Below are 17,154 nucleotides of genomic sequence, written 5' to 3'. Positions count from 1 at the left end.
TTATCCTTAAAAATTATGAATGAATTTAGTTTCAACACCCTCTTGATTACTGAGCCGATCAAGGGTTTTATGCAAATCTCTTGCGGGTACATCGAAAAGGCAGAATTTTTTTGCACTATCAATGTTGTTCTCATAGGTATAAAGCGGGTCAACATGCCTGACAAGATTGGCCGCTTTTTGCCTTACATTAAGTTTTGAGCCATCCTCGGCCTCAATAATGCACTTGACCTGAACCTGTTCCTGTCCTGCCAGTAATCGGGTATGAATACCGTTTTGGGCCATCGCTTGAACAGCTGGCTGAAAAGCAGCATAGCGCGGAGCACTGATACGGGCATATACTGAAGTGTATGATTGTCCGTGTTTTTCTTTGATTTTACCCCTTTCGTATACGTGATCATCCACGATTGCCAGCGTATGCTCTTTAGAAAGACTTTCTATTTTGTTCCTCAGCTGACTTTTTGCAGCCTCGAAGTCAGTTTCGTCAGGAACATTCAGTTTAACCAGCAAGTCCGTGGTTGCTGGAACCAAATTGTTATCCTGATGAAACCACCAGCTCAAGGGGCTGGAGATGAGACGTCTTGCGAATAATTCTGTTGAGACCACTTTCCAACTAAACCAGTCGCCCCAGGTCCAGTTTTGGCAAGCCTTATACTTTGCCGCCAAGTCTTCATGAATTGCTTTGTATTTATGATCATAGAAAGGTACGGTCTGCAAATCTTTGGCGTATTGCTTATAAAATTCGGCCAAATGCTGTTGCATTTCGCTAGGATTTTCCTTGTTAAAGAAGGGAAAAGTAACAAGCGATAAAAGAGCTTTAGGCAAAAGCTCCATTGTGGTAAAAGCACTGACGAATATGTCCATTACCATATATTCAGAAGAAATTATCTCCCAGTGACTATTGTATTTTCGTGCTGCCTGATATGAATTATAAAATACTCTCCATAATCCCCCGAGCTGGCGGAAGTAGGGGAAATGAAACATTGATTTATTTCGCCCCAGGTATTCGCCATATTCACTGGCCATTTCAACGTTTCGCCATTCTGGCCCGGTCATATAGGATTGATATTGCTCACGCTTGTAGGCCGCTTTGTCAACCAGCTGTAGACGCTCATTCAGTTTTCTTAAAAATTTACCCACATCCGTCCTCCATTTACCAGGTTAAAAATTGACTGATCCTGAAAACTAGTCGTTCAAAATTGTTTTTGACAATAATGGCGCGGATTGTTGCATGGATTCAAAATAGTTGTCAAAGTGTGTAAAGCTGAATCTATAGCCCCTTGATATAAAAGAAATATTTGCTAACATCTATCTGTTCACTCTTAAACACACACACTCAGGAGAACTACGTGGATAAAATTCAACCCTTATTTACTATTACCGCCACATCGACAGGCGGACGAAATGGCCATAGTGAAACCAACGACGGTATGGTTTCTGTCAATCTGTCAGTTCCCAAAGATTTAGGTGGTCAGGGAAAGTCTGATACAGCAACACCGGAGCATTTATTCGCGGCTGGATATGCTGCCTGTTTTGGTGGTGCATTGGATTTCATTGCCAAGATGAACAAAAAAGATGCGTCCAAGGCAATAATTAATTGCAGTGTTTCGATTGGCAAGCGTGAACCTACAGGGTTTGCACTGGCGGTTAAAATTCAGGTGGAAGATAAAACTCTGCCGCAGAACGATCTGGAAGCTTTGGTTAAAGAAGCGCATGAAAAAATTTGTCCTTATTCGCACGCAACACGCGGAAATATCGAAGTGGACTTTTCGGTAATTGGCGCATAATCCTGTTAATCTGCGGAATCCATACGCGCATAGCAGTTTATTTGGTTTAACCTGTCTGATTGAAGACTTGTCATATTGCAGAGTCATTAATTTACAGTAGAATGGGGATCATTTAATCAATGGTGTCCTCAAAATGCTACAGCAAGTAAAGACAGAAGGTGGTGTGTTTATTGAGTTTGAGCAACAATCGCTTGTTTATAACAATGCGATTGAGCCCTTGCTCGATAAGCTGGATTCTCAACGGGGCGCTTTATTCGCATCCAGTTTTGAATATCCTGGACGCTATACTTGCTGGGACATCGGCTTTTATAATCCACCGATGGCATTGGTAGTTAAACAACAAAGCGCCTCACTGCAAGCCCTTAATCGACGTGGTGAGATATTATTAAGGATTGCGCAGACTGCTTTAACCAACTCCGAATCAATTACCATTACAGAAACTACCAAACAGGTTCTACATCTTGAAATAAACAAATCTGAAAAAATTTTCACTGAGGAAGAAAGAAGCCAGCAACCTTCCGTATTTAGTATTATCCGATGTCTGATTGAATTGTTTAAGTTGCCCGAGGAGTCTTATCTCGGATTATATGGTGCTTTAGGTTATGATTTGATTTTTCAGTTTGAAGGCTTAAAAGAACATAAAAAAAGAGCAGAAGACCAGCGTGAAATGGTGCTTTATTTCCCCGATGAGATTTATATCGTCAACCATCGAAAAGAAGAGGCCTTTATCCGTCGTTATGATTTTCAGTTTCAAGGGGAGTCCACTCAATCATTACCCCGTGACGGACAGTTTTCAGAGTATCACGCAGAAAAGCAGCCCGATGTGTTTTGTGACCACAGGGAAGGAGAGTATGCCGCCGTTGTTGAAACCGCTAAAAAACGATTTGCCTGCGGGGACCTGTTTGAAGTAGTTCCCAGTCAGACTTTTTACGCTCACTGTCCACAAAAGCCCTCTGATTTATTTCGTAAAATGCGGACTGTGAATCCTTCCCCTTATGGTTTTTTTATTAATCTGGGTGAGGAAGAGTATTTGGTTGGGGCATCGCCTGAAATGTACGTGCGTGTGACTGGTGATATGGTGGAGACTTGTCCTATTTCCGGCACAATCAAGCGGGGTGGGGATGCCATAGAAGACGCTCATAATATTCAGCTTCTTCTCGACTCGGAAAAAGAAGCATCCGAGTTAACGATGTGCACGGATGTGGACCGCAATGACAAATCGCGAATCTGTGAGGCGGGCAGCGTTCAGGTCATTGGTCGAAGGCAAATTGAAATGTACTCACGCCTGATTCACACCGTTGATCATGTGAGAGGAATATTGCGAGAGGGTTTTGATGCGGTTGATGCCTTTCTTACCCACATGTGGGTAGTTACTGTGACCGGCGCTCCCAAATTATGGGCCATGAACTTTATAGAGGAACACGAAAAATCGCCAAGACGCTGGTATGCGGGTGCAGTAGGCTGGTTTGGTTTTAATGGCAATTTAAATACAGGACTCGTTTTAAGAACCATGCGAATTCAGAAAGGGATTGCTGAAATCAGAGTGGGCGCGACTTTATTATATGATTCCGATCCTGTATCAGAAGAGCAGGAAACCCGATTGAAGGCTTCTGCATTTGTCGATTTGTTAAAGCCGGCTTCACAAGCAATAAGCCTGGGTGTGTCGCAAATGCCTGGCGAAGGTAAAAAAATATTATTAGTTGATCACCAGGACTCCTTTGTTCATACGCTTGCGAATTATCTTCGCCAAACGGGTGCAGAAGTGAAAACCATGCGCTATGATCATGCGCTTGAATGTTTGAAATCTGAATCCTTTGACCTGGTGGTGTTGTCGCCAGGACCTGGTTGTCCGGCTGATTTTGAATTGAATAAAACCATCGCTACAGTAATTGAACAGGGAATTCCTTTGTTTGGCGTTTGTCTTGGATTGCAAGGTCTGGTGGAGTATTTTGGTGGAAAACTGGAAACGCTGACTTACCCGATGCATGGAAAAGCATCGGAAATCAGAGTGGAGAATGAATCAGCCTTGTTTAAAGGACTTGGCAATTCATTTACAGCGGGTCGTTATCATTCACTGTATGCTTCACGCCCGAGCTTCCCGGCAGAGCTTAAAATAACGGCAGCAACCGAGGATGGGGTTATTATGGCGATTGAACATCATAGCAAACCGATTTATGCCGTACAGTTTCATCCCGAGACTATTTTATCGCTAGCGAATCAGGCGGGATTTAAAATAATCAGTAATTTAATGGACTTAATTAATGAGATTGAAAGGACGACTGTGGAATAAAGTAGTCAGTGTTTACTTTATTTCGATTCTATTAGGGATATTGACCGGCCTGGCAGGTTCTTTATTTCAGATGGCCATCACGCATGTAAGCCAATTTATAAGCTGGGTGAAGTCATTCACCCAGGGGCAATGGGTTATGACATTGATGATTAGCGTTTTTTTCACTGTACTGATGGTGATTATCGCATGGGCACTGGTTCGCTTCATCGCAGCAGAAGGGGCAGGAAGTGGGGTGCAGGAAATTGAAGGCACCTTGCTGCATAAACGACCTATTCATTGGCGGCGCTTGCTCCCTGTCAAATTTATTGGCGGCGTTTTAGCAATAAGTGCAAAGATGGTGGTCGGGCGTGAAGGACCTACTATTCAAATGGGCGGCAATCTCGGAGCGATGCTGGGAGAGTGGTTCAAGATACATAGAAACCGTCGTGACACACTCATTTCAGCAGGAGCCGCTGCGGGTCTTGCCACCGCTTTCAATGCACCTTTAGCAGGTGTCCTGTTCGTAATTGAGGAGATGCGCAACGAATTTAACTTCAATTTCACCAACTTCAAAATGGTGGCTATCTGCTGTGTGATGGCTACCATTACCGGCCAATTGATTATGGGAACGGCGCCGGCAATTCCAATGGCTGTGTTTACTGAGCCAAGTCTGCATTCTTTGTGGTTATTTTTTCTGTTCGGATTAATCATGGGATTTGCAGGTTTAATATTTAATATTTGTTTGATGAAATGTCTAAGCTTAAGTGATCGATGGAGTACCCCTCAGAAATTTATTTATGTTGCAATAACTGCCTGTCTGATTGGAATTTTTACTGTAATGTATCCCCCGATTGTCGGAGGAGGATATGACATTATTGAACAATCCTTAACCCTTTCTCCGCCTGCGTATTTGTTGTTGCTGTGGATTTTACTCCGATTTATGACTACATTGATGAGTTATACCACCGGAGTGCCGGGAGGTATTTTCGCGCCGATGCTGGCACTGGGTACGCTGGCTGGCCTGGCCTGTTATAACATGCTGCTGTGGTTAATTCCCGAACTGGACATTCACCCCGGCATGTTTGCTGTGGCCGGGATGGGGGCACTTTTTTCAGCTGCTGTACGGGCTCCAGTGACAGGAATTATTCTGGTTGTGGAAATGACCCAGAATTATTCCCTGATATTGCCTTTGATGGTCAGTTGCCTGACTTCAACAACCGTTGTCCAGTTAGCTGGTAATGAGCCTATTTATACCCAGCTGTTAAGGCGGACGCTTAAGAACGTCTGATGCTCACAGACTGATAACAATCTTGCCAAAATGCCTGCCATCAAGCATATGCTGCTGGGCTTTTTCTATTTCCGCGAATTGAAAGGCAGAATCAATGACGGGTTTGAGCTTGCCGTTCTGCAAAGCAGCTCCCCAGCGTTTATGCGCTGCCTGCCATAAGTATATTTTCTCGGGAATGGATTGCGACCTTAGTACAAAGCCCTGAATTTTTAAACGTTTTCTCATCAAAGTTGCAAGGTCAAGTTCCACATTTCGCCCCAGCATTGAAGCAATTTGAATCATGCGTCCAGATAGTTTCAACAGTTTGAGATGCTTATTAAAATAATCGCCGCCCATATAATCCAGAACCAGGTCCAGTGAATCAGGAGCAATTAATTCTGCAAAATCGTCTTGTCGATAATTAATAACCTGGGATGCTCCCAGTGCAATTGCCTGCTCGGCCTTGCTCGAATTACTGGCAGTTGTCAACAGATTCACCTGAGTGAGTCTTGCCATTTGAATGGCCATGGTTGTAATGCCGCTACCGGCTGCATGAACCAGCATGGTTTCATGACTAGATAGGTTTCCCAACTCAAAAAGTGTAGCGTTGGCGGTGGTTAATGCTTCAGGGATGGCCGCAGCATATTCAAATGACCAGTCGGCAGGCATTTTTTCTGCAAGGGATTGATGAATGGGGCAGTATTCAGCATACGCGCCGCTGCCTACCAGCCCATAAACGGCATCGCCAGGTTCAAAACGAGTAACCTTAGGCCCTGTTGCCACCACTTCACCCGCTGCCTCCAGTCCCGGGATTGCCGATTCACCAGTCGGGGGCGGGTATTTGCCCTGACGCTGCATTAAATCAGCCCGGTTCAGGGCGATTGCTTTTACTTTAACTAATATCTGGTGGTCATTGATTGCGGGTATTTTTTCTTTAGCTATCGTGAGCTGATGATTTTTATCAATAAGGATGCAGCGCATGAAATCAGGAGGTGGATTAATCATTGAATTCTGTCCCTGTCTTTAATATGGTAAGCGGTAGGTATATAATTTTGTTTCTATACATAAAATGGTTGCCTGATGGCAAAGTTTACATCACACAAAAAACTGGCGCTATTGTTCATAGCTCCCCAGTTACTGATTACCCTGATTTTTTTTATCTGGCCTGCCTTCATGGCGTTAGTTCAGTCGGTCTATTTTAGTGATGCCTTTGGGCTTAAACAGCAATTTGCCGGTCTAAGTAATTTTGTCGACTTGTTTCTGGATCCGGAGTTTTCCCGCGCCATTCTGATTACCCTTATTATTGCTTTTTCCACTGCAGCAGCGACGATGGGCTTTGGTTTGCTGCTGGCTTATCTGGTTTTCAAGCGGAAAAAAAGCCAGCGGATCTACAAAACATTATTATTATGGCCTTATGCAGTAGCTCCTGCGATAGCGGCTATTCTATGGCGCTTTTTGTGCCAGCCAGGTATGGGCTGGTTTTCTGGTTTAATGGAGCATTTTGGCATCCATTTTAATTACCTCACTCATCCAGGCCAGGCTCTTATTGTCATTATTATTGCTGCCAGCTGGCAGCAGTTCAGTTATAATTTTCTTTTTTTTCTCGCGGCACTCAAATCACTGCCGCGCTCGTTGATTGATGCCGCTGTAATTGACGGAGCTTCATCCTGGCAGCAATTCTGGCAGATTATCTGGCCTTTGCTATCTCCGACTACTTTTTTTCTGTTGATCATGAATCTTATTTATGGTTTTTTTGAAACGTTCGGAATCATTGATATTCTGACCAGCGGCGGCCCAGGCACAAGTACGAGTACCTTGATTTATAAAAGTTATCGTGATGGATTTGTGGGTATGGATCCGGGGAGCTCAGCGTCTCAGTCTGTTATATTGATGCTTTTGGTCGTCATTCTTACTCTTTTGCAATTTTATTTTCTTGAAAAGAGGGTGCATTATAAATGATAAAATTAAATCGTTTGCTCCCGCATATTTTTCTCACAGGATTTATTATTTTTTTGTTTTGCCCTTTGTATCTGGCTCTGGTCGCAGCGAGCCATGAAGGAAGTGCAATGATGCAGCAGTCTGTCCCAATGGTTCCCGGAGGCCTGTTGTTAAGCAATTTAAAAACCGTACTCACGCAGGGCGTTGCTTCAACTGGCGGTCAACCCATCTGGCGTTTGTTACTGAACAGCTTTGTAATGGCTTTTTCAATCGCCAGTGGAAAAATCATTCTCGCTCTATTGTCAGCCTTTGCGCTTGTCTATTTTAAATTACCGGGTAAATCGTTTATTTTTGGACTGATATTTGCCACTATGATGCTGCCGGTAGAGGTTCGTATTGTGCCCACTTTTCAAATCGTAGCTTCAATGGGCTGGCTAAATCATTATAGCGGCCTGACTTTTCCCTTAATGGCTTCAGCAACCGCGACCTTCCTCTTCCGACAGTTCTTCAAGACCGTCCCCAATGAGTTAATTGATGCTGCGACTCTTGATGGAGCAGGGCCTGTCCGCTTTTTCTGGGATATATTATTACCTCTTGCAAAAACGCAAATTGCTGCTTTGTTTATCATTTTGTTTGTTTATGGCTGGAACCAGTATTTATGGCCTTTAGTAATTACCAGTGACTCCAGTGTTGCAACCATTGTTATGGGAATACGTTATCTGGCAGGGGTAGCAGATCAGATCCCGCAATGGCACTATATTATGGGAGTTGCATTATTGGCGATGCTTCCTCCATGCATTATAGTGGTGGTTTTACAACGCTGGTTTGAGCAAGGATTAACACATTAATGGCTACGGTCAAACTTCTGCATGTAACTAAAGATTATGACAAACAGCAAATTCTTTGCGATGTTAATTTAAATATCGAGCAGGGCGAGTTTGTCGCAATCATTGGCCCATCCGGCTGTGGAAAGTCAACTTTATTAAGATTGGTAGCAGGCCTTGAAGAGATAAGTTCCGGGCAGATTTTTTTTGATGAACAATGTGTCAATAATATAGCGCCTTCCAAACGAGATATTGCGATGGTTTTTCAGAATTATGCGCTCTATCCTCATATGACCTGCTTTGAAAATATGGCCTATGGCCTGAAAATCAGGGGAATGACTGCGGATTCAATTAAAAGAAGAGTCCTGGATGTCGCAGAAATGTTGCAGATTAGTGCTTGTCTGCAACGCAAACCGCAGGCATTGTCAGGCGGTCAAAAGCAGCGAGTGGCGATGGGGCGCGCGATTGTCCGCTCGCCCGCCGTTTTTCTGTTTGATGAACCCTTATCCAATCTGGATACAAAGTTGCGCAATGAAATGCGTTATGAAATACGAAAGATTCACCAAAACCTTGCAACCACCAGTATTTATGTTACCCATGATCAAACCGAAGCAATGACAATGGCTTCCAAAGTAGTCGTCTTAAATCAGGGTAGAATTGAACAGATAGGTTCTCCTCAGGAGCTCTATCAGCAACCTCAGTCATTATTCGTTGCAGGATTTACCGGTCATTATCCAATGAACCTCATACCTGCCCGACTCGATAATGGCAGCGGTAAAATATCGTCCAGGCTTGGATTTGATCTGCCTGTTCCAAATAGTTTCAATACTATTGTCGATGAGGTAATCATCGGTATTCGCCCGGAGCATCTTCGTATTAATAGAGACGCAGCAAGGCCAGCTATCCGGGTGAAAATAGAGTATATTGATGATTTGGGAGCTGATAAACTGATTCACGCACAAAGTTTGTGTGGTACAACACAATTTGCAATCAGAGCATCTGCAGATGAACCAATTAATGATAATCATCTGGATATTGAATTAAACATCGCCAAAGCAAATTTGTTTGATAGTAAAACCGGATTACGAATGGGAGGATGGCATGAGTCAAAACAACACAGCGTTGCGGGATATTAACAAGCCACATTATAACTACTGGCAGGCTCTGGTTCTCTCATTTTTCAGCAGTCGATTGTATGTTGATGTTGGCAAGCGCTGGTTTGGATTGGGAATTGTATACTTATTTATTGCTATATTGGTGTTCGGAACCCCATTTGCCCTGAGAACCACCAATGATTTCAATATTTTCTTTGATCAGCAGTTGCTGACACCTCTTAAGAAAATGCCGCCTATCACTATTCAAAATGGCCTTGTCAGTTTTGATAAACCCATGCCCTATGAAATAAAAAATCAATCAGGTCAGGTTGTTTCAGTCATTGACACAAGCGGGACAGTGACCGGACGCAGTGAAAAATATCCTTATCTCACGACGCTTATTTCTAAAAATCAACTGTCCTTCTGGCCGCCATCGCCCCAGTTTTTCTTTATGAATCAGGCACAGCCGCAGTCGGATACGCCGATAGTGCAAATATTTCCGCCACAAATGAATGAAATTTTCGATGGGAGCAAATGGATAGCTTCTTCGGGGATTGAGACAGTAAAATACCTGTCATTGATTATCATTTACCCGACAGTCATTCTGATATTCTTCGTGATGTTTCTAACGTTTTTCCTGGTGTTTGGAATGATTGGGCAGCTAGTATCCCGATTGTTTTATAAACTGGATCTGACTTATGCGCAATCCTGTCGCTTACTGGCGGTCGGGGCAACTCCCTCAATCGCAGTTTTACTGTTGATGCTGGCAGCGAATTTACCCATTCCTGGCTTAGGCGTGGTTATTATTCTTGTTCTTTCCTTTTATTTCAGTTTTGCCGTCATTTCATTGCGTAATGAAAGTAAAAAGCTGGTGCTTTCGTGAAGGAAACAATCCATTTTGCACATGGAAATGGTTTCCCATCACCTTGTTATCATCAGCTCCTGACTGCATTGGAAACCCGGTACGACTACTGCTATGTGGATCGTATTGGGCATGATGTTCGTTTTCCAGTAACTGAAAACTGGCACTGTCTGGTTGATCAGATAGCAGAGAGTGTCAAAGAAAACTGCAGGCCTCCGGTCATTGGAGTAGGGCATTCGCTTGGCGGTGTATTATCCTTAATTGCTGCCATAGAGCACCCGGAGTTATTTTCCGCTGTTGTCATGATTGATTCTCCTTTGTTAAACCGGTTTAAATCAAGGATGGTTAAACTGGCAAAAACCATTGGTCTGATTGATAAAGTGACGCCAGCCGGACGAACTCGGGGCAGGAGGCAGCATTGGCCTGATAAGCAACAACTATGGGATTATCTTAAAACCAGAGCGCTTTTTTCGAGTTTTCGGGATGATTGTCTAAAAGATTATATTGAATATGGCTTTTGCAAAGGTGAAGAGGGTTATTCACTGCGATTTGACCGGGACATTGAATACTCCATTTTTCGGACTATTCCACATCAGTTTCATCAATATGAGGGTAAATTAAAAATTCCGGCTTTCCTTATTTACGGAGATCAAAGTGATATTGTCAGCCAGTCTGACGTGAGTTACATGAACAGGCACTATGGTATTGTGAGCCAGAAAATGAAGGGAACTCACATGTTGCCAATGGAGAATCCAGAGTTACTTGCCGAGCAGATTTTCAAACTACTCGACCTTAAAAAAACAGGAGATAAACAAAAACAGAGTCAAAATGCGTAATTCTGGCAAAAAACCATTAACCCACTATATACTTAAGATCACGAGACTGTTCATTCAACTGGTGTCCTGCTAAGCGAAATCCATTTCACCTACAGATTGTGTGGCAACAATGGATCCTTTGCGCTGAACCAGTTCTGTTAACACCCTCTGGGTCTTTGTTTATTATTGACATTGCTAAAAGGAGATGAATGTGTTGCTCAATCTAATTATAACAGCAATCCTGATATACGGATTTTATCAATTGCTGAGCCGACAGGCGTCAATTGTAGTCTGGACAATCAGTTACGCGATTGTTGCCTTACTTTTTATGAAATATTCTTCCTTAGGGTGGTTTGCTCACACATTATTAGGATTAGGATTTTTAATGTTGCTGGCAGGTGCCATCAAACCCTTAAGACGACAATTAATCTCCAGCCGTGTATTTAAGGTGGTAAGTAAAGCAATGCCCACTATGTCGGCCACTGAGCGTGAAGCGCTTGAAGCAGGAACGGTCAGCTGGGAAGGTGATTTGTTTAGCGGAGCCCCTGACTTTAAGCAATTGTTAAATGCACCGGTAAGTCATCTGTCTGATGCGGAACAGGCTTTTATCAATGGCCCGCTGAATGAGTTATGCCGCATGCTGGATGATTGGGACATTACCCATAATCGCACCGACCTGCCTCCTGAAGTCTGGCAATTTATTAAGGAAAAAGGCTTTTTGGGAATGATTATTCCCAAGGAATACGGCGGCCTCGATTTTTCAGCGACTGCTCAGGCCTTTATTCTGGCGCGAGTTTATGGGCGCTCCATTTCTGCTGCAACAACCATTTCCGTGCCCAATTCATTAGGCCCTGCTGAATTACTTTTGAAGTATGGTACGAAAGAACAGAAAGATTACTATCTGCCTCGATTAGCAGATGGACGTGAAGTACCCTGTTTTGCCCTCACAGGCCCCAATGCCGGCTCTGATGCGGCTTCTATACCGGACAAAGGAATTGTCTGTAAGGAAATGGTGAATGGTAAAGAAGTTTTAGGAATTCGTCTGAACTGGAACAAGCGATATATTACACTTTGCCCGGTCGCGACGGTAATTGGTTTAGCCTTCCGATTATTTGATCCAGAGAACCTGCTGGGTAAAGGCCATGATGTAGGTATCAGTTGTGCGTTAATACCCTCGACTACACCGGGTGTCATCAAGGGTAGAAGGCATTTTCCATTGAACACTGCATTTCTTAATGGTCCTACACAGGGTAAGGATGTTTTCATTCCGGTGGATTATCTCATCGGCGGGGCTTCTATGGCAGGTGCAGGCTGGCGCATGCTGATGGAATGCTTAAGTGCCGGCAGAGCGATTTCACTACCCTCCAGTGCAATGGGTGGGTCTCAGGCCGGAGCTTTGGCCAGTGGTGCATATTCCCGAGTCAGAAAACAATTCAATCAGGCAATCGCTAACTTTGAAGGCATTGAAGAACCTTTGGCGCGCATCATGGCCAATACCTATATTATTGATGCAGGACTAACAATGGCTGCATCAGCGATTGATCACGGTGCCAAGCCCTCAGTTGCCGGAGCAATTCTTAAATACCAGACCACTGAAAGAGCCCGTCAGGTGTCTTTAGATGCGATGGATATACATGGCGGTAAGGGAATATGCCTTGGGCCTAATAATTATCTGGGAAGAGGCTATCAGAATGCACCGATTGGTATTACTGTAGAAGGGGCTAATATTCTCACCCGTAATCTGATTATTTTCGGACAAGGCGCTATTCGCTGCCATCCCTATGTATTCAAGGAACTCGAAAGTGTTCGTGAAAATAATCTGACGGCTTTTGATGATGCCTTCTGGGGGCATGCCGGCTTCGTCATGGCTAATCTGGCTAAATCAATAGTCTATGCTTTTACTGACGGACGATTTACAAAGGCTCCACAGAGTAAAGCGAAGCGTTATTATCAGCTCATCAACCGCTATAGTGCCAATCTGGCGTTTACAGCAGATTTTTGTATGGGGATATTGGGAGGCGCTTTAAAACGCAAGGAAAAAATTTCAGCACGTCTGGGTGATGTTTTAGGTAACCTTTACCTCGCATCCGCAGTACTGAAACGCTATCATGACGATGGAGAGCCAGCAGCTGACCTGCCCTTGGTCGAGTGGTGCTGCCAGCATCTACTGCATGAGTGTGAGCGTGCCTTCAGAGGGGTTATTACCAATTTCCCGGTCCGTTGGGGACGCATCCTGCTAAAAATGATACTGATGCCTTTCGGCAGCAAAAGGCACTATCCTGCGGATCATCTCGGTCATAAGCTTGCCAGACTGATGTCAGAGCCTAATGAGACTCGTGATCGAATGGCGCGTATTGTATTTAAAGAGCCCTTGGCCAATTGCCCTGTTGGACGTTTGGAAGATGCGTTTCATAAAATCTATGCCGTTGAAAGTCTCGAGCGGAAAATCAGTAAGGCAGTTAGAGAGGGTATGCTGCATTCATTGACTTTACTCGAGCAAATCGACGAGGCTGAGGCTGCTGGCGTTTTAACCGCAGAAGAAGCGGTCAAGATGCGTGAAGCAGAACAGGCTCGCCAGGCAGTGATTGCAGTGGATGATTTCAGTGATGAAGAATTGCGACGTACTGCAGCCGATAAAAACAATGCGAAACAAAGAAAAGTGTTATCAACGCATGATGATTTGCCGATAGAAGCTGCGTAAATACCACTTGTTTCCTGTTTTCCTGTATCCCGCAATACTTCGCGGGATACAGAAATCCTGTGGATAAATCACAGAAATCTATCTCAGTGATGTTCATATTTAACTAGAACACGTTATTCCCCTGGAAATCTCCAATAGCTGTTGCGGTTGAGGATGGTAAATTAATGCTACATGAGCCATCCGCACCAAATTCAGCATAACCTACATAATTGGCAAGCTTACTAACGACTGAGGGTACAGTAAATTCTCGCACCACCTCATTTAGAATGTATGGGGTAACGGATTTATCAATGCAGCGAAAACGTAAGTAGTAAGTTAATCCTGGCATTGCGGGCATGGCATAATTGTAGACCGCAAAATACGAGCGCCCCACGGGCATTGGCAGGTTAGAGTTGATTTGATAGATATTTTCAGGACCATTACCTGTGGTATCATCCACATCCAGATCAAAATTATTTGAAGTCCGATTAAGAAAATAGATATGAGTTGGATTGGGTAAGGTAGGGAATAATGCATGGGCATCAATATCGCCATTGCGTGACCATTCCAAAGTAAATTGCATGGTGCCGCATCCACCCACTTCACTAAAGACATGCATTGTATTGCTCAAAGGATAACCAGGACTGGTAGGGAGACAACTACTGCACCCTTCAGTAGGATTGGTGATCGGATTAACATTGCTTTGAAGCAATAATCCCGCGCAATATCCTGGCGGTGTAAACGCAAGAACCCGAACCAGGCTATTGACCACATTAGTATTAGAACCCTGAACTGAAATAGCTGTGGTTTCCGGGAGGCCGCCTGGTTGAATATTGTAAGTACAACTGCTGTAGGGGGCAAGCGTACTGGTGCAGGTAGAGGCTGCATAATTCACTGTCAGTCCGCTGCCCGCCGGGATTGAGATGGTTAAATTCTCAGCTGTCGCATTACTATTATTAAAAACCTGAACATTTTTTGCCCCATCACTAGCGATAAGAAGAAGGATTGAAGGATTTAAACTTAGCAGGGCAGGTTGCGTTTGCGGGTTCGCTGATACGAGGTGGATCCTAAGGCCGTCGTTGAAACCGGGCTGATAACACTGTAAAGGGGCATATAGATCACAAAGGATGGGACCGCCAATGACATCGGCTTGCAGAGCTTGCCCATTAATACTTAAAGTCAGCAGGCAGGACTGAAGATAGCCTAGTGTTTCTGTACATCCGGAAGGAAAAACTCCCCGAATTGGCTGCATCCTTAAAGTATGAGGTTTACGCGATTGATTAGTTACTGTGTATTGTACAGTTGCGCTGCCTGTTGTTTCCACCGTGGTATTGGCTGGGAATCCTGGCACTTGCGCAAAAGTCCATAATGGTATCCCTGCATTTAGTTTACTGCCAAACAAAAGCATTGAGGCAGCAAATAATGGATGTTTGATCTCCCTAATCTTCATAATATATCCTTATTTTAAAGTGAATTGAGTTGTGCTTGAAGAGTATCCTGAGAGGCCCATTTTAAATAACCCGCAATAGCCATAATGGTATAGAGGAACATTAGAAAGGCGTGAAAAGGGATTTGTTTGTAAAAATACATATAAGCGTATATTGCATCGGTTATAAACCAGACAAGCCAGGTATAGATGATTTTATAACACATCAGCCACTGGCCCATAATACTAAGCGCCGTTGTGAGTGCATCAAGGCTTGCTACAGTTGAATCAGTATATTGTCGCAACAGGAAATAAATAACAAGGTATAAGGCAGTAGTGAGCATCAACAGGACGGTAGCCTGAGGGAACGATAGCCATTTAACTTTAAATTTTGAATTGAGAGTTCTGTTCCACAGCAAAAGGCCGTAAAAGCTGTTTAACAAATAGAATATTTCAAGCAGGGTGTCGGCATAAATCCCTTTACTAAAATAGAGAACACTGTTTATCGCAGTGGCAAAAATGCTGATTATCCACGCTTTCCTGTCCATTTGAATGAAATACCAGGTGGAAAGTAACGATAAAAGAGTTCCTAAGAGATCGAGTAGCATGTATATTATTACGATAGTTGAAAAGACGTTTCCCGCCGGGCGGTAAGCAAGGGATACATTGTATCATTAAATGTTAAATTTGATGTACTTATTTACTATTTTATATTTTTGAGTAAGGAAACCCTCAATGAAAAAACAGACTGCTTTACTTGCACTCACCACTAGTATTTTTGCCAGCTATTCTGTTGCAGGTACCATGGGACCGGTCGTTGCTAAAGACTGGACTTGGGTTAGTTCTGTCAGTGCTGGACCTGCCTGGGCAAGAGCCGGCGATACTCAGACTTTTTTCCTTGCGCCCGAAATTGAAAAAACCTATGTCGCCAGAAAATCGACAAAAGCCTTAGCTGTCGCTGAGTTATTCTTTGGCGCCCAAAAGAGCCTGTCTGATCAGTGGTCAGGACAATTAGGGATTGAGCTTGCCACCACCAGCCGAGTTAGGCTGCAAGGTAATATATGGGATGACGCGGATCCCTCATTTGACAATTACACCTATAGCTATAAGGTTAAACATAACCGTATTGCCGCAAAAGGCAAATTACTGCTCGACAAAGGCTATTTTGTAATTCCCTGGGTTAGCGCCAGTGTGGGTGCAGGCTTTAATCGCTCCTATGCATTTCAGAATACACCGACAATTTTTGAAGCCGTTCCTAATGCGGATTTCGCAAACCATACCAAGACAACTTTCGCCTATACGCTGGGCGCCGGTGTACAGAAGAGTTTAAACGAGCATTTTCAGGTGGGTGTTGGCTATGAATTTGCTGATTGGGGTAAGAGCGAACTCGGACGTGCTGCGGGGCAAACACTTAATACCGGCCTTCAGTTAGATCATTTATACACTCATGGTGTACTGTTTAATCTGACCTGGCTGGCCTGATCCATAAGTCAATAGGCTTATTCCCTGTATCCCGCGGCTGGTTCGCGGAATAGCGAGTTCAGTAAGCTTACTGGGAAATTTTCCAAATATCTGATAGGCTTAGCATATAAGCTTGCTAAGGAGATAGCTATGTACAAAAGGGTGTTATTCGCTACTGATTTTGATGAAGTAGGAGTTAGAGCGGCGCAGAAAGCAAAGAAAATTGCTGATGAGAATGGAGCTGATCTGTTGCTAGTGCATGTTGTGGAACCCATTCCGGCTTATGCCTATCCTGGTTTTGCAGGCTTTGCTGAGGTTGAAGTATCTATTCGTGAGCAGGCCGAGAAAGAGCTGGCTGCTCTTGCTAAAAAACTCGGTGTCGATGCAGCTCACTGTATGATCGAGTTTGGCTCTACTAAAAACGAAATACTCCGAGTGGCCCAGGAGAAAAATATTGATTTAATCGTTACGGGCAGTCACGGCAAGCATGGCCTGGCCTTATTATTAGGCTCTACCGCTAATGCAATTCTTCACGGCGCGGAATGTGATGTTCTGATTGTTCGCTCTGCGAAAGATTAGTTAATAAGCGTAGGTCGGGCGCTTCGCCCATAGCCGTCAGGCTAAGGAAAATATTTTTGTTTAACAGATTGAATAAATTGAAAAAAGAGCTAGAGTACCCTTTAAATTTTTTCCGGGCAGGAATAAACAAAGGGACTCTATGCTGTTGGATACCA

The 17,154-nt window shown here is 43.9% G+C and carries 15 protein-coding genes; 11 read left to right on the top strand and 4 right to left on the bottom strand.

The features are described 5' to 3' along the window. Window positions 1–6: 6 nt before the first annotated feature. Window positions 7–1,137: a hypothetical protein gene (locus tag B1207_RS00075; RefSeq protein WP_112217972.1), complete on the bottom strand. Its 1,131-nt coding sequence runs from the start codon at window positions 1,135–1,137 to the stop codon at window positions 7–9. Window positions 1,138–1,346: 209 nt separating this feature from the next. On the opposite strand from B1207_RS00075, the gene B1207_RS00070 reads away from it, so the two are divergent. The 3 genes from B1207_RS00070 (at window position 1,347) to clcA (ending at window position 5,341) form a co-directional block, all read left to right on the top strand. Further along, window positions 1,347–1,784, top strand: a complete 438-nt coding sequence (locus B1207_RS00070; RefSeq protein ID WP_112217971.1) for an organic hydroperoxide resistance protein — start codon at window positions 1,347–1,349, stop codon at window positions 1,782–1,784. 133 nt (window positions 1,785–1,917) lie between these two features. Then, window positions 1,918–4,074 carry an anthranilate synthase component I gene (locus B1207_RS00065; RefSeq protein WP_112217970.1) on the top strand — a complete coding sequence of 719 codons (2,157 nt, stop codon included), beginning with the start codon at window positions 1,918–1,920 and terminating at the stop codon, window positions 4,072–4,074. Then, window positions 4,064–5,341: a H(+)/Cl(-) exchange transporter ClcA gene (gene clcA, locus B1207_RS00060; RefSeq protein ID WP_112218318.1), complete on the top strand. Its 1,278-nt coding sequence runs from the start codon at window positions 4,064–4,066 to the stop codon at window positions 5,339–5,341. The genes B1207_RS00065 and clcA overlap by 11 nt, the downstream gene beginning before the upstream one ends. A gap of 3 nt (window positions 5,342–5,344) precedes the next feature. Here clcA and B1207_RS00055 read toward each other — a convergent pair whose 3' ends face one another. Continuing rightward, on the bottom strand, window positions 5,345–6,325 hold the full coding sequence (locus B1207_RS00055) for an NAD(P)H-quinone oxidoreductase (RefSeq protein WP_253255747.1): 981 nt from the start codon (window positions 6,323–6,325) through the stop codon (window positions 5,345–5,347). Window positions 6,326–6,400: 75 nt separating this feature from the next. Between B1207_RS00055 and B1207_RS00050 the strand changes: the two genes are divergently transcribed. The 6 genes from B1207_RS00050 to B1207_RS00025 all read left to right on the top strand — a co-directional run bounded on the left by B1207_RS00050 (window position 6,401) and on the right by B1207_RS00025 (window position 13,554). Further along, complete coding sequence (locus B1207_RS00050) at window positions 6,401–7,279, top strand: ABC transporter permease subunit (RefSeq protein ID WP_112217969.1); 879 nt, start codon at window positions 6,401–6,403, stop codon at window positions 7,277–7,279. Then, window positions 7,276–8,106, top strand: a complete 831-nt coding sequence (gene ugpE, locus B1207_RS00045) for a sn-glycerol-3-phosphate ABC transporter permease UgpE (protein ID WP_112217968.1) — start codon at window positions 7,276–7,278, stop codon at window positions 8,104–8,106. Before B1207_RS00050 ends, ugpE begins: the two co-directional genes overlap by 4 nt. Then, window positions 8,106–9,218 carry an ABC transporter ATP-binding protein gene (locus B1207_RS00040; protein ID WP_112217967.1) on the top strand — a complete coding sequence of 371 codons (1,113 nt, stop codon included), beginning with the start codon at window positions 8,106–8,108 and terminating at the stop codon, window positions 9,216–9,218. The genes ugpE and B1207_RS00040 overlap by 1 nt, the downstream gene beginning before the upstream one ends. Then, on the top strand, window positions 9,184–10,059 hold the full coding sequence (locus tag B1207_RS00035; RefSeq protein ID WP_112217966.1) for a DUF1189 family protein: 876 nt from the start codon (window positions 9,184–9,186) through the stop codon (window positions 10,057–10,059). Before B1207_RS00040 ends, B1207_RS00035 begins: the two co-directional genes overlap by 35 nt. Continuing rightward, the gene (locus tag B1207_RS00030) at window positions 10,056–10,874 is read left to right on the top strand and encodes an alpha/beta fold hydrolase (RefSeq protein WP_112217965.1); all 819 of its coding nucleotides are present in this window, start codon (window positions 10,056–10,058) and stop codon (window positions 10,872–10,874) included. The genes B1207_RS00035 and B1207_RS00030 overlap by 4 nt, the downstream gene beginning before the upstream one ends. A gap of 193 nt (window positions 10,875–11,067) precedes the next feature. After that, entirely contained in the window at window positions 11,068–13,554 is a 2,487-nt protein-coding gene (locus tag B1207_RS00025; protein ID WP_437178492.1) for an acyl-CoA dehydrogenase, read from the top strand. A 103-nt stretch (window positions 13,555–13,657) separates the two neighbouring features. Here B1207_RS00025 and B1207_RS00020 read toward each other — a convergent pair whose 3' ends face one another. After that, window positions 13,658–14,983 (bottom strand): hypothetical protein, encoded by a 1,326-nt coding sequence (locus B1207_RS00020; RefSeq protein WP_112217963.1) that lies wholly within the window; start codon window positions 14,981–14,983, stop codon window positions 13,658–13,660. A 14-nt stretch (window positions 14,984–14,997) separates the two neighbouring features. After that, a complete protein-coding gene (gene pnuC, locus B1207_RS00015) occupies window positions 14,998–15,567 on the bottom strand; it encodes a nicotinamide riboside transporter PnuC (RefSeq protein WP_112217962.1) in 570 nt (189 codons plus the stop codon). 127 nt (window positions 15,568–15,694) lie between these two features. Here pnuC and B1207_RS00010 point away from each other — a divergent pair, with 127 nt between their 5' ends. Beyond that, a complete protein-coding gene (locus B1207_RS00010) occupies window positions 15,695–16,441 on the top strand; it encodes an outer membrane protein (RefSeq protein WP_112217961.1) in 747 nt (248 codons plus the stop codon). Between the two features lie 129 nt (window positions 16,442–16,570). Continuing rightward, window positions 16,571–16,999 carry a universal stress protein gene (locus B1207_RS00005; RefSeq protein WP_058506691.1) on the top strand — a complete coding sequence of 143 codons (429 nt, stop codon included), beginning with the start codon at window positions 16,571–16,573 and terminating at the stop codon, window positions 16,997–16,999. Window positions 17,000–17,154: the final 155 nt, after the last annotated feature.

This window comes from Legionella quinlivanii, from assembly GCF_003265995.1.
GTDB lineage: Bacteria > Pseudomonadota > Gammaproteobacteria > Legionellales > Legionellaceae > Legionella_C > Legionella_C quinlivanii_A.
This window is presented reverse-complemented; position numbering and strand designations above follow the sequence as displayed.

Excerpts from the sequence above, each read along its gene's own strand:
- ugpE (WP_112217968.1), top strand. The coding sequence starts at position 7,276 with ATGATAAAATTAAATCGTTTGCTCCCGCATATTTTTCTCACAGGATTT.
- B1207_RS00005 (WP_058506691.1), top strand. The coding sequence starts at position 16,571 with ATGTACAAAAGGGTGTTATTCGCTACTGATTTTGATGAAGTAGGAGTT.
- pnuC (WP_112217962.1), bottom strand. The coding sequence starts at position 15,567 with ATGCTACTCGATCTCTTAGGAACTCTTTTATCGTTACTTTCCACCTGG.
- B1207_RS00010 (WP_112217961.1), top strand. The coding sequence starts at position 15,695 with ATGAAAAAACAGACTGCTTTACTTGCACTCACCACTAGTATTTTTGCC.
- B1207_RS00020 (WP_112217963.1), bottom strand. The coding sequence starts at position 14,983 with ATGAAGATTAGGGAGATCAAACATCCATTATTTGCTGCCTCAATGCTT.
- B1207_RS00040 (WP_112217967.1), top strand. The coding sequence starts at position 8,106 with ATGGCTACGGTCAAACTTCTGCATGTAACTAAAGATTATGACAAACAG.
- B1207_RS00035 (WP_112217966.1), top strand. The coding sequence starts at position 9,184 with ATGAGTCAAAACAACACAGCGTTGCGGGATATTAACAAGCCACATTAT.
- B1207_RS00065 (WP_112217970.1), top strand. The coding sequence starts at position 1,918 with ATGCTACAGCAAGTAAAGACAGAAGGTGGTGTGTTTATTGAGTTTGAG.
- B1207_RS00050 (WP_112217969.1), top strand. The coding sequence starts at position 6,401 with ATGGCAAAGTTTACATCACACAAAAAACTGGCGCTATTGTTCATAGCT.
- B1207_RS00055 (WP_253255747.1), bottom strand. The coding sequence starts at position 6,325 with ATGATTAATCCACCTCCTGATTTCATGCGCTGCATCCTTATTGATAAA.